Source organism: Dactylosporangium sp. NPDC049140 (assembly GCF_040648435.1).
Window position 1 is genome coordinate 7,749 of the sequence record NZ_JBEZDS010000051.1, and the last position, 12,250, is coordinate 19,998.

General features: G+C 75.8%; 9 protein-coding genes. 7 read left to right on the plus strand and 2 right to left on the minus strand.

The annotated features are described in order from the left end of the window. Positions 1–158: 158 nt before the first annotated feature. The 3 genes from AB0B76_RS47685 to AB0B76_RS47695 all read left to right on the plus strand — a co-directional run bounded on the left by AB0B76_RS47685 (position 159) and on the right by AB0B76_RS47695 (position 4,742). Complete coding sequence (locus AB0B76_RS47685) at positions 159–1,178, plus strand: medium chain dehydrogenase/reductase family protein (protein ID WP_360389283.1); 1,020 nt, start codon at positions 159–161, stop codon at positions 1,176–1,178. 102 nt (positions 1,179–1,280) lie between these two features. Next, positions 1,281–1,799 carry a MauE/DoxX family redox-associated membrane protein gene (locus AB0B76_RS47690; RefSeq protein ID WP_360389286.1) on the plus strand — a complete coding sequence of 173 codons (519 nt, stop codon included), beginning with the start codon at positions 1,281–1,283 and terminating at the stop codon, positions 1,797–1,799. Between the two features lie 111 nt (positions 1,800–1,910). Beyond that, positions 1,911–4,742, plus strand: coding sequence for a BTAD domain-containing putative transcriptional regulator (locus AB0B76_RS47695; protein ID WP_360389289.1), 2,832 nt, complete (start codon positions 1,911–1,913; stop codon positions 4,740–4,742). A gap of 7 nt (positions 4,743–4,749) precedes the next feature. On the opposite strand, the gene AB0B76_RS47700 is transcribed toward AB0B76_RS47695, so the two are convergent. Then, on the minus strand, positions 4,750–6,174 hold the full coding sequence (locus AB0B76_RS47700) for an alpha/beta fold hydrolase (protein ID WP_360389292.1): 1,425 nt from the start codon (positions 6,172–6,174) through the stop codon (positions 4,750–4,752). Then, a complete protein-coding gene (locus AB0B76_RS47705) occupies positions 6,167–6,685 on the minus strand; it encodes a hypothetical protein (RefSeq protein WP_360389295.1) in 519 nt (172 codons plus the stop codon). The genes AB0B76_RS47700 and AB0B76_RS47705 overlap by 8 nt, the downstream gene beginning before the upstream one ends. 118 nt (positions 6,686–6,803) lie before the next feature. On the opposite strand from AB0B76_RS47705, the gene AB0B76_RS47710 reads away from it, so the two are divergent. From AB0B76_RS47710 to AB0B76_RS47725, 4 genes are all read left to right on the plus strand, one after another. Next, positions 6,804–9,173, plus strand: coding sequence for a phosphoketolase family protein (locus tag AB0B76_RS47710; RefSeq protein ID WP_360389297.1), 2,370 nt, complete (start codon positions 6,804–6,806; stop codon positions 9,171–9,173). Further along, positions 9,170–10,132: a nitroreductase gene (locus AB0B76_RS47715; RefSeq protein ID WP_360389300.1), complete on the plus strand. Its 963-nt coding sequence runs from the start codon at positions 9,170–9,172 to the stop codon at positions 10,130–10,132. The genes AB0B76_RS47710 and AB0B76_RS47715 overlap by 4 nt, the downstream gene beginning before the upstream one ends. An 84-nt stretch (positions 10,133–10,216) precedes the next feature. After that, a complete protein-coding gene (locus tag AB0B76_RS47720; protein ID WP_360389302.1) occupies positions 10,217–11,143 on the plus strand; it encodes an ABC transporter ATP-binding protein in 927 nt (308 codons plus the stop codon). Continuing rightward, positions 11,124–11,909 carry an ABC transporter permease subunit gene (locus tag AB0B76_RS47725; RefSeq protein WP_360389305.1) on the plus strand — a complete coding sequence of 262 codons (786 nt, stop codon included), beginning with the start codon at positions 11,124–11,126 and terminating at the stop codon, positions 11,907–11,909. The genes AB0B76_RS47720 and AB0B76_RS47725 overlap by 20 nt, the downstream gene beginning before the upstream one ends. Positions 11,910–12,250: the final 341 nt, after the last annotated feature.

The following is a 12,250-nucleotide window of genomic DNA, read 5'->3' on the forward strand; positions in this document are numbered from 1 at the left end:
GGCCGGAGCCGAGTGGGGCCGGAGCCGAGTGGGGCCGGAGCCGAGTGGGGCCGGAGCCGAGTGGGGCCGGAGCCGAGTGGGGCCGGAGCCGAGTGGCCTTTTTTGTTGGCCGCGTTTGTAAGTGAGTGCACACATACTTAATATCAGGGAGGTACCAAATGCACGCCACCGAGATCGTTCTGCCCGGCGTTGTCGAGCCGGGCGGCCTGCAGGTCCGCGGCCGTGAACTAAGCGAGCCCGGCCGTGGCCAGGCCCTGGTGCGCGTCGAGGCCAGCGGTGTGTCCTTCGCCGAGCAGCAGATGCGCCGCGGCAAGTACTACGACCAGCCCCCGTTCCCCTTCGTCCCCGGGTACGACCTGGTCGGCCGGGTCGAGCGGGTCGGGCCCGGCGTCGACGGGTCGCTGGCGGGCACCCGCGTCGCCGCGGTGACGAAGACCGGCGGCTGGGCCACCGCGGCGCTCGTCGACGCGGGTGACCTGGTGCCGGTCCCCGACGGTGTCGACCCCGCCGACGCCGAGACCGTCGTGGTCAACGGGGTCACCGCCTGGCAGATGCTGCACCGGCTGGCAAGAGTGCCCCGCGGCGGCACCGTCCTGGTTCTCGGGGCCAACGGCGGCGTCGGCTCCACGCTCGTCCAGCTCGCCCGGCACGAAGGGATCCGGGTCGTGGGCACCGCGTCGCCGCGCCACCACGAGGCCGTGCGGGCGCTCGGGGCCGAGCCGATCGACTACCGGGACCCGCAGTTGTACGCCAAGGCCCGCGCCCTGGCGCCGGAGGGTTACGACGGTGTCTTCGACCACGTCGGCGGGCCGGGAATCCTCGAGTCCTGGCGGCTCGTGCGGCGGGGCGGGGCGCTGGTCTCATACGGTACCGCCGCCACCCGCGACGACGCCGGGAACTCGCGGCTGCCCGTCCTGGCCCTGTTCGGCCGCCTGCTGTGGTGGAACGTCCTGCCGAACGGGCGCCGGGCCGGCTTCTACAACCTCTGGGCCGGCCGGCGCCGCCGGTCCGCGTTCCAGGCGAAGCTGCGCGCCGACCTCACGAACGTCTTCGCCCTGCTCGCGGCCGGGTCGCTGACCGCCCAGGTCGCCGCCCGCATCCCGCTGACCGACGCGGCCGAGGCCGTGCGGCTGGCCGAGTCCGGCACCGTCGCCGGCAAGGTCGTCCTGGTCCCGTAACGCGGGACCGGCACTCGGCGAGATCGAAGACCGGGCGTCCGCAAGGGCCGCGCCAGCGGGTTCGGAGGATAGGCTGTCGTCGATCACGGGGGAGGTGGGGCGATGGGGTACGTGGAAGTCGCGGCGCGGCTGCTCGTCGCGACGGTGTTCGCGGTCGCGCTCGCCGGGAAGGTCGGCTCCGGCCGGGCCTACCGCGCGTTCGTGGACTCGCTGCTGCAGATGCGCGTCGTGCCCGTGCGGGCCGCCCGTCCGGCCGCCGCCGCGTCGGTCGCGGCCGAGGTGGCCGTCGTCGCGCTGCTGCTCGTGCCGCTGCGCTGGGCCGCCGCCGGCGGGTTCGTGGTCGCCGCCGGGCTGCTCACCGTCTTCGCGGTCGCGATCGCGATCAGCCTGCGCGGCGGGAACCGGGCCCCGTGCCGGTGCTTCGGCGTCTCGGCCACGCCACTCGGGCGGCGGCACATCGTGCGCAACACCGTGCTCGTGGTGATCGCGCTCGCCGGGCTGGCCTCCGCGGCCGGCGGGAGCGCCGTCGCCGTGCCGGGCGCGGTCGTCGCGGGCGGCGCCGGGCTCGTGTCCGGGATTCTGGTCACCGCCTACGACGACATCGCCGCGCTGTTCCAGTAGCGCGCAAGGGGGCGGGCGACCCAAAGGGGGAGGCCGCCCGCCCCCGCACAATGGCATCGAAGGCTATCGTACGGCTACGAAAGGCCTACGATGTGCACACGGGGAGGTGCCGTGCGGTACCGCATGCTGGGCCCGCTGGAGATCGGCGAGGGCGACACGATGTGGCGGCCCCGGGGCCGGCGCGAGCGCGCCATGCTCTCGGTCCTGCTCCTGCGCCCGGCCCGGCCCGTCGGGCTGAGCGAGCTCATCGACGCGACCTGGGACACCGCCCCCGCCACCGCCCGCCAGCAGGTGCACAGCACCGTGCACCGGCTGCGGACCGTGCTGGGGGACGAGACCGTGCGGACCGTCTCGTCCGGGTACCTCCTGGCCGCCGACCCGTCCGACATCGACCTCGGCGTGTTCACCGGCCTCGCCGCCGACGCCCGCCGGGCCGCCGCCGACGGGCGCCCGGAGGAGGCCGTCGCGCTGTACCGCCGCGCCGCCGGCCTGTGGCGCGGACCGGCCCTGGCCGACCTCGACACCGCGCCGCTCGCCGTCGAAGGCGCCCGCCTGGCCGAGCTGCGCCTGGCCGTGCTCGCCGAGCGCTTCGACGCCGAGCTCGCCGTCGGCGGCGACCCGCTGCCCGAGCTCACCGCGCTCGTCGCCGAGCACCCGTACGCCGAGCGGCTCCGGGCCCAGCTCATGACCGCCCTGCACCACAGCGGCCGGCGCGCCGAGGCCCTGGCCGTGTACCGCGACGGCCACCGCCGCCTCGTCGAGGAGCTCGGCATCGAGCCCGGCCCGCAGCTGCGCGACCTGCAGCAGAACATCCTCCTGGACGCCGAGGCCGACCCCGAGCCGCGGCCCGAGCGCGACGCGCCGTGCCTGCTGCCGCCGCCCCCGCGGCTGCTCGTCGGCCGCGAGGACGCCGTCGACTGGCTGCTGCGCCGGCTCGACGGCGACGGCGACGAGACCCGGATCCTGGCCGTGTGCGGCGCGGCCGGGATCGGCAAGAGCGCGCTCGTGGTCGCGGTCGCCCATCGGGTACGGTCGCGATTTCCCGGCGGTCAGCTGCACGTGCGCCTCGGCGCGCCCGGCGGGGCCTGGGAGGCGCACGCCTCGGTGCTCATCGCGCTCGGCGTCCCGCCCTCGGCCGTGCCCGCCGGGGCGGGGGAGCGGGAGGCGCTGTACCGGGCCCGCCTGGCCGGGCGGCGGGTGCTGCTGGTGCTGGACGACGCGCCGGACGCGGCGACGGTACGCGCGCTGAGCCCCGGCACCGGCGGCGTCGTGCTCGTGACCAGCCGCCCGCGGCTGCTCGGCCTCACCGAGGCCGAGCACCTGGAGCTGGGGCTGCTCGGCCCGGGCCCGAGCCGCGCGCTGCTCGACCAGATCGCCGGGGCGAGCCGCACCGGGGCCGAGCCGGCGGCGACCGGGGACGTCATCCGGTACTGCGGCGGCCTGCCCCTCGCTCTTTGCGTGGCCGGCGCCCGCCTCGCGGGCCGGGCCGAGCTGCCCGTGGCCGCCTACTCCCAGCGCCTCGCCGACGAGCGCCGCCGCCTCGCCGCGCTCTCCACATCGGACGGTGGGGTGGCGGCCAGCCTGCTCGTGTCGTACCGCGGCCTCGGCGCCCCGGCCCGCACCGCCCTGCGCCGCCTGGGAGCCCTCGCCACCCGCCCGTTCCCGGCGTGGACGGTCGCCGCCGCCGTCGGCGAGGAGGAGGTCGACGCCGACCTGGTCGTCGACGAGCTCGCCGACGCGCAGCTGGTGCAGAGCGTCGGCACCTCCCGCTACCACCTGCACGACCTGGTGCGGCTCTTCGCCGCCGAGCGCTGCGCCGAGGAGGACGGCCCGGACGACGTGCGGGACGCCGCCGCGCGGATCTTCTCCGGCTGGCTCGGCGCGGCCCTGGCCGCCGTCGAGTCCTACAGCGGCGACCGCCCGGCCCTCGCCTGGGGCGTGCCCGAGCGCACCGACAGCACCGACTGGTCCGTGCTCACCGACCCCCTCGCGTGGCTGGACGCCGAGGTCGGCTCGGTCGCGGCCGCGGTGCACCAGGCGCACGCCCACGGCCTCGACGAGCTGTGCTGGCGCCTGGCCTGGGTGCTGCGCAGCCACCTCGAGATCCGCGGCCACTGGCAGCTGTGGGACGAGACCACCCGGGCCGGCCTGGCCGCGGCCCGGCGCACCGGCGACCGGGTCGGGGAGGCGTGCATGCTCGTCTCGCTGGCCCAGCGGGTCGCGTCGGAGGGCGGCTGCGTCGACGACCGCGACGCCGTCGCCGCCTACGAGATCTTCGACGCGGCCGGGCACGCCGTCGGCCGTTCGGTCGCGCTGTTCGCGATGGCCGAGATCGCCGAGTGGCGCCACGACGGCGACGACGTGCGCCGGCACTTCCGCCGCGCGATCGCCGCGGCGCGGGAGGGCGGGGACGAGTACATGGCCGTCAACGCCGAGGCCAAGCTGGTGCGCTGGGAGCACGAGGACGACCCCGACGCCCCCGCGGTCGCCGACGCCTACCGCGACTGCCGCGACCGGCTGCGCGGCATCGGCGCGGTCCGGCAGGCGGCGATGATGGAGCGGCGCCTCGGCATGTGGTACGAGGCCCACGGCCGCCGCCGCGAGGCCCTGGCCTGTTTCCGGCGCAGCCTGCGCGACGCCCAGCTGCTGCGCGACGAGCCGGGGGTGGCGTACCTGAGCCTCGACCTCGCCCGCCTCGACGCCGCCGACGGCCGCGCCCCGGCCGCCGCCGAGCGCTGCACCGAGGCCCTGGCGATGTTCGCCCGCCACGGCGACGAGACCGGCGCCGCCCGGGCGCGCCTGGAGCTGGGCCGGCTGCGCCTCGCCGAGGGCCGCGTGGAGGAGGCCCGGGCCCTGCTGCGCACCGCCCACGACCGCTTCGCCGAGCTCGGCCACGCCCACTGGTGCGAGCACGCCGCCCTGGCCCTGGCCGAGGTCGGGTAGCGGCCGGCTAGCCGATGACCGGCAGGACCACGGCGACCGGCCAGGCGATCGTCAGCGCGCCCGCCACCACCGTCCGCCCCCACGGGATGCCCGAGGCCCGGGCCGCGGCGCACAGCCCCAGGTGCAGCGCGACAAGCGCCATGACCAGCGGCGAGATGAGGGCCAGGAAGCCCGGGGCGGCCCCGACGGCGGACGCGACGGGCATCGGCAGGCAGACGGCCAGCACGGCGGCGTAGCTCCACGGCGGCCCGAGCACCGCGTGCGCCCCGGCGAGCAGGGCCGCGGTGGCGCCGGCGAGCAGGGCGACGAGCCACCAGTCCGGCCCGTGCGGCGCGATGTCGGTCAGTCCGAAGTGGACCGGCAGGGCGACGGCGGCGAGGGCGGCGACCGCGAACCCGGCGGCGAAGGCGAGGGGTGCGAGCGGCGGGCGGGCCGGCCGGGCCGGGCCGCGGATCAGCAGCGCGGCCAGGAGGAGGGCGGCGCCGCACCCGGCGAAGTAGCCCACGAGGTAGCCGGTCACGGGGTTGGGCAGCACGCGGTACAGCACGACCCCGGCCACCTCGCCCGGGACCGGCGCCACCAGTACCGCCGCGATGCGCAGGCCGAGGCGCCCGCGCTCCGGCGGCGGGGCCGGGTCGCGGGTACGCCACGCCAGCAGCCCGCCGGTCAGGATCAGCAGCCCGCCGGCCAGGCCCAGGGCGCCCGCGATCAGCCGGCCCTTGGCCGCGATGACGGGCCGGTCCGGGCGGTGGTCCAGGGTCTGGTCGAGCCAGCGGGCCGTCTCGTGGTGGGTGCGGTCGGCGAAGAGGACGCCGATGTGCTCGACCAGCCGCACCCGCACCACCCGCTCGGCCCCGGTGGCCCGGGTGGTCGCGCCGATCCCCGACGGTTCGAACGCGCCGTAGAGCGCCAGCAGGTGCCGCGGCCCCGGCCGGATCGCCGCCGTCGCGTCGTCGCCGACCGAGATGGCCACGGTGGCCCGGATCGTCTGGTCGGCGGCGCCGGCCCGCACCACGGCGGCCGCGCCCATCGAGTGGCCGACCAGCGCGACCCGGGCCGGGTCGACGTCCGGCAGCCCGCGCACGTAGCGCACCACGTCGGCCAGGTCCCGGTCGAGCGCCGCCTCGGTGAGCCGCTCGGGGTCGGCTCCGTGGCCGGCCAGGTCGGGCAGGGCCACCACGTAGCCCCGCCGGGCGAGGGTGTCGGCGAACGGGCGCATGAGCCGGCCCGACCCGGCGTACCCGTGCACGACCACCACCACCGGCCGGGCCGCCCCGCCCGCCGCGGCGCCGTCCGGGCGGACCAGCTCCACCGGCACCGCGCCGGCGTGGACCGACGTGGTGTGCAGCCCGCGGCCCACGGTCGCGAAGCCGGCGACGCCGGCCGCCACGAGCAGCAGGCCCACGGTCACCGCCAGACGCGCCCTAAGCATGCGCCCGTTGTACCAGTTCATCGCCGGTCATGCCCCAGGCCCGTACCGCGCTCCAGGGCACGAAGCACCGCAGCCCGGCGACGCCGTCGAGCGCCGGGCCCTCGACCAGGAACGCCAGCCACGTCCCGTCCGGACGCTCGACGCTGAACGGCTGGTGGTCGTCCTCCGGCGGGGCCTCGTAGTGCCGCAGCCGCGCCGCCGCCGGCCACGCCTCCAGCCGGCCGGCGACCTCCGCGAACGGGACGGCCGTCAGCCAGGCCCGCAGGGAGTAGTTCTCCGACCAGTCGGTGACCTGCTCGAGGCACAGGTCCGGCCACTCGCCGCGATCGGCCGCCCGGCACCTGGCCAGCAGCCGGGTCAGGTCGAACTCGTGGACCACTGGCTCCGGATCCCCGGCCGCGAGCGCGACGTACCCCGACTCCGGGTCCTGCCCCTCGGCCGCGCCGTACATCTCCAGCGCGTCCTCGAGCGCCTCCGTGAAGGCCGCCCATTCCTCCTCGTCGAACTCCACACCGGGAATCATGCCCGACGGAACGCGGGTCCCGGGAATCTCGGGACCTCCGGCCCTGACTGCCGGGGTTCGTTACGGTCACCCTGGAAGCGGAGGCCGCGACGAAACGGGAGAGGTCATGACACAGCGCCTGCGTGCTGAGCTCGACGAGACCGAGATCGCACAGCTGGATGCGTGGTGGAGAGCGAACAACTACCTCACGATCGGGCAGATCTACCTGCAAGCCAACCCGCTGCTACGCCGCCCGCTCGAGGCGGCGGACATCAAGCCGCGGCTGCTCGGGCACTGGGGCACCAGCCCGGGCCTGTCGTTCGTCTACGCGCACCTGTCCCGGCTCATCACGCAGACCGGGCAGCGCGCCATCTACCTCGCCGGGCCCGGGCACGGCGGCCCGGCGCTCGTCGCCGCCGGCTACCTCGAGGGCACCTACACCGAGGTGTACCCCGAGGTCACCCAGGACGAGGAGGGCCTGCTCCGGCTGTTCCGGCAGTTCTCGGCGCCCGGCGGCATCCCCAGCCACGTGTCCGTGACCACCCCGGGGTCCATCCACGAGGGTGGCGAGCTCGGTTACGTGCTCGTGCACGCGTTCGGCGCCGTCATGGACAACCCGGAACTGCTCGCCGTCGCCGTCGTCGGCGACGGGGAGGCCGAGACCGGGCCCCTCGAAGGGTCCTGGAAGGGCGTCTCGTTCATCAACCCGGCCCGCGACGGCGCGGTGCTGCCGATCCTGCACCTCAACGGGGCCAAGATCGCCGGGCCGACGGTGCTCGGGCGCAAGAGCCCCGCGGAGGTACGGTCCCTGCTGGAGGGCCACGGCTACGTCGTGCTCGAGGTCGAGGGCGGCGACCTGCCCGGTATGCACCACCGGTTCGCGGCCGTGCTCGCCGACGCGTACGAGCGCATCAGGAACATCCAGGAAGCCGCCCGCGGCGGGGACTGGGACGGCACCCGGCCGCACTGGCCGCTCATCGTGCTCCGCTCGCCCAAGGGCTGGACCGGGCCCGAGGAGGTCGACGGCGTCCAGGTCACCGGCACGTGGCGCTCGCACCAGGTGCCGCTGTCCGGCGTGAAGGAGAACCCCGAGCACCTGAAGCTGCTCGAGACCTGGCTGCGGTCCTACAAGCCCGAGGAGCTCTTCGACGAGCGGGGGGTTCCGGCCGCGGCGGTACGCGCCCTTGCGCCCGAGGGCGAGCTGCGCATGAGCGCCAGCCCGCACGCCAACGGCGGCGTGCTCACCCAGGGCCTCGACCTGCCCGACTTCCGCAAGTACGCCGTCGACGTCCCGCTGCCCGGCACGACCCGCGCCGAGTCCACCCGGCGCCTGGGCGAGCTGCTGCGCGACCTGTACCGCGACAACCCCGACCGCTTCCGCCTCTTCTGCCCCGACGAGACCAACAGCAACCGGCTCGGTGCCGTCTTCGAGGTGTCCGACCGGGCCTTCATGGAGCGGGTCACCGACGCCGACGTGGCCATCGGCCGCGACGGGCGGGTCATGGAGGTGCTGTCGGAGCACAACTGCCACGGCTGGCTGGAGGGCTACACGCTCACCGGGCGCCACGGCATCTTCGCCACCTACGAGGCGTTCGCGATGGTGTCGGCGTCGCAGACGGTACAACACGGAAAATGGCTGCAGGAGGCCAAGCGGCTGCCGTGGCGGGCCAAGGTGCCCAGCCTCAACGTGCTGCTCACCTCCACCGCCTGGCGCAACGACCACAACGGCTTCAGCCACCAGGGCCCGGGCCTCATCCAGGTCGTGCTCACCCAGCGCGGCGACGTGGCCCGCGTCTACCTGCCGCCGGACGCCAACTGCCTGCTGTCCGTGGCCGACCACTGCCTGCGTTCGCGCTCCTACATCAACCTCATCGTCATCGACAAGCAGCCGCAGCTGCAGTGGCTGGACATGGACGCCGCCGCCGAGCACTGCGCCCGCGGCGCCGGGATCTGGGACTGGGCCGGCACCGACGACGGCACCAGCGACCCCGACATCGTGCTCGCCTGCGCCGGTGACGTGGTCACCATGGAGACCGTCGCGGCCGCGCAGATCCTGCGGGAGCGGTTGCCGAAGTTCCGGGTCCGCCTCGTCAACGTCGTGGACCTGATGACCCTGCCGCGGCCGAAGGACCACCCGCACGGGATGAGCCAGGTGCAGTTCACCGAGCTGTTCACCGACACCGTCGACGTGGTCTTCGCCTTCCACGGGTACCCCGGCGCCATCCACCAGCTGGTGCACGGCCGGCCCGACGCCGACCGGTTCCGGGTCCGGGGCTTCATCGAGGAGGGCACCACCACGACCCCGTTCGACATGACGGTGCGCAACCGCGTCTCGCGGTACCACCTCGTCATGGACGCCATCAACAACGCCCGGCGGCTCCCGCCCGGTGCCACCGAGCTCAAGGCGTGGTGCGAGCAGAAGCTGGCCGAGCACGAGACGTACGTCGTGGAGCATCTGGAGGACATGCCCGACGTGCGGGACTGGAGCCTGTCATGACCACCACCGCATCCGAGGCCCTGGCCGCGGCGGCCGACGCCGCCCGGCTGGCCCCCTCCGTGCACAACACCCAGCCCTGGCGCTGGGTGGTGCGCGGCGACCGGCTGGAGCTCTACGCCGAGCCCGGGCGGCAGCTGCGCGAACAGGACGCCGACGGGCGGCTCATGGTGCTCAGCTGCGGCGCGGCCCTGCACCACGCGCTCGTCGCGCTGGCCGCGTCCGGCTGGAAGTACGAGGTCGACCGCCCCTCCGGCGAGCCGCTGGCCGTCGTGCGGGCCGTCGAGCCCGTGCCGGCCGACCCGCACGACATGCACCGGCTGCAGCTGCTGCGGGTGCGGCGCACCGACCGGCGCGCGGTCACCGAGGAGCCGGTGTCGGAGGAGGCCCTGGACGCCCTCGCGGCCGGCGCCCGCCGCGGCGGGGCCCGCCTGCACGTGCTGCGGCACGACCAGGTGCTGCAGCTCGCGGTGATGATCGAGCACGCCGGCGAAGCCGAGTCCCGCGACGAGCGGATGCGGGCCGAGACCGCGGCCTGGGCCGGCGGCGAGCGCACCGGGGGCACCGGCGTGCCGGCCACCGCCCTGCCGGCGCAGCGCCCGCTCACCACGGTCGCCGAGCGCGACTTCGGCGTGGCGGGTACCCTGGCCGCCGGCGAGGGGCACGACGCCGCGGCGAACTACGCCATCCTCTACGGCGACGGCGACGAGCGCCCCGACTGGCTGCGGGCCGGCGAGGCCCTCGGCGAGCTGTGGCTGACCGCGACCGGGCGGGGCGCGGCGGTACTGCCGCTGAGCAGCCCGGTCGAGCTGGAGTTCACCCGCGCGGCGCTGCGCCGGATGCTGGGCGAGGTCGGCTGGCCCTACCTCGTGCTGCGCCTCGGCGTGGCCGACCCCGAGCACGCGGGCCCGCCGCACACGCCGCGGCTGGGCACCGACGAGGTGATCACCGTCGCCGAGTAGTTGCCGGGCCCCAGCAACGGGGACCGCCGATGTCGTCCGGGCCCCGACCTGGAGCGCCGAGCCGATCGGCCGCAGGATGAGGGCATGACCAGTGACATCGCCGTGCGCGCCGTGGGACTGACCAAGTTCTACGGCGCGCACCGCGGCATCGAGGGCCTCGACCTCGAGGTCGCCGCCGGCGAGGTGATGGGCTTCCTCGGCCCCAACGGCGCCGGCAAGACCACCACGATCCGGCTGCTGCTCGACTTCCTGCGCCCCACCGGCGGCCACGCCACCGTCCTCGGCCTCGACCCCCGCCGCGACAAGGCCGCCCTGCACCGGCGCATCGGCTACCTGCCCGGCGAGCTCGCCTTCCCCGGCGGCCGGGGCCGGGCCGCCGACCTGCTGCGCTTCTTCGGCGCCGCCCGCGGCGGGGTCGCCTGGGCCCGGGTCACCGAGCTCGCCGAGCGCCTCGAGCTCGACCTGTCCCGGCCGGTGCGCACCATGAGCAAGGGCAACAAGCAGAAGGTCGGCCTCGTCCAGGCCTTCATGCACCAGCCCGACCTGCTCGTGCTCGACGAGCCGACCAGCGGCCTCGACCCGCTCATGCAGCAGGAGTTCCTCGGCCTCGTCCGCGGCGCGCGCGCCGCCGGCCAGACCGTGTTCATGTCCTCGCACGTGCTCGCCGAGGTCCAGGAGGCCGCCGACCGGGTCGCGATCGTCCGCGCCGGGCGCCTCGCCGCCGTCGAGCGCGTCGAGTCGCTGGGCCGCCGGGCCGTGCGCACCGTCGAGATCCACTTCGCCGACCCCGTCGACGCCGTCGAGTTCGCCACGCTGCCCGGCGTCGGCGGCGTGCACGTCGACGGCCCGGTCCTGCGCTGCACCGTCGACGGCCGGCTCGACCCGCTGGTCAAGGCGGCCGCCCGGCACGAGGTCGTCGACCTGCTCTCGGCCGAGCCGGACCTCGAGGAGACCTTCCTGTCGTACTACTACAACGCCGAGGGGACGCCGGATGCCGCCGTTGGTGCGTAAGAGCTGGCGGGACGACCGCCGGGCGCTGATCGGCTGGGCGGTGGGCGTCGCCGTCTTCACCGGGGCCTACACGTCGTTCTACCGCGACTTCGCGGGCGTCTCGCAGCTCAAGCAGGACGCGCTGCCGCAGGGGATGCTGGACTTCCTCGGCATCGCCGACCTGACCTCGGCCGCCGGCTACCTGCAGGCGACGGTGTTCAGCCTGCTCGGGCCGCTGCTGGTGCTCATGTGCGCGATCACCCTGGCCGGCCGCACGATCGCCGCGCCGGAGGAGGAGGGCGGGCTGGAGCTGCTGCTGACGGTACCGCTGACCCGCCGTGCCTTCGCCGCCCAGCGCCTGGGTGCGGTGGCCGCGGCGGTCACGGCCGTCGCGGCGGTGCCCTGGGTGCTGCTGCTGGCGATCGTACCGGCGGCCGGGATGGACATCGCCCTGTCGGACGTGTCCGCGGCCTGCGCCGGGCTGGTGGCGGTCGCCTGGTGCTTCACCGGCATCGCGTTCCTGGCCGGCGCCGCCTCGGGCCGCCGCGGGACGGTGCTCGCCGTGGCCGGGGCGGTCGCTGTGGCCACCTACATCGCCAACGCCCTCGGCGGGGTGCTCGCCGGATGGGGGTGGCTGCGGTACCTGTCCCCGTTCCACTACGCCTTCGGCACCGACCCGCTGCACACTGGCTGGCACCCGGGCGCTCTCGCGGTGCTCGTCGCCGTGGCCGCCGGTACCGGGGCCGCCGGGGTGCTGTGGTTCGACCGCCGCGACGTCGGGGTATGAGCGCGGACCCGTTTGCCGCGCCCGACCCCGCGCGGGCGGCCGAGCTGTTCGGCGCGCGGGCCGCGGACGACGGCGTCCCGGTGCGGGAGCTGGTGCTCGGCCTGCTGCGCGCCGCCCCGGGGGACCTGGCCTTCGTGACGGCGGTGGTGGGCGCGGCCCTGGACGGCTACGCGCGGGCCAACCACGCCGAGCTGGCCCGGCACGACACCGAGCGCGCCGCGTTCGTCACGGACCTGCTCACCGGCCGCGCCGAGCCCGGCGGCCTGGCCGAGCGGGCGCAGCGGTACGGCATCCGGCTCGCGGCCACGCACGTGGTCCTGGTCGCCCGGGGCGCCTTCCCG

Excerpts from the sequence above, each read along its gene's own strand:
- AB0B76_RS47685 (WP_360389283.1), top strand. The coding sequence starts at position 159 with ATGCACGCCACCGAGATCGTTCTGCCCGGCGTTGTCGAGCCGGGCGGC.
- AB0B76_RS47690 (WP_360389286.1), top strand. The coding sequence starts at position 1,281 with ATGGGGTACGTGGAAGTCGCGGCGCGGCTGCTCGTCGCGACGGTGTTC.
- AB0B76_RS47700 (WP_360389292.1), bottom strand. The coding sequence starts at position 6,174 with ATGCTTAGGGCGCGTCTGGCGGTGACCGTGGGCCTGCTGCTCGTGGCG.
- AB0B76_RS47710 (WP_360389297.1), top strand. The coding sequence starts at position 6,804 with ATGACACAGCGCCTGCGTGCTGAGCTCGACGAGACCGAGATCGCACAG.
- AB0B76_RS47715 (WP_360389300.1), top strand. The coding sequence starts at position 9,170 with ATGACCACCACCGCATCCGAGGCCCTGGCCGCGGCGGCCGACGCCGCC.
- AB0B76_RS47720 (WP_360389302.1), top strand. The coding sequence starts at position 10,217 with ATGACCAGTGACATCGCCGTGCGCGCCGTGGGACTGACCAAGTTCTAC.
- AB0B76_RS47725 (WP_360389305.1), top strand. The coding sequence starts at position 11,124 with ATGCCGCCGTTGGTGCGTAAGAGCTGGCGGGACGACCGCCGGGCGCTG.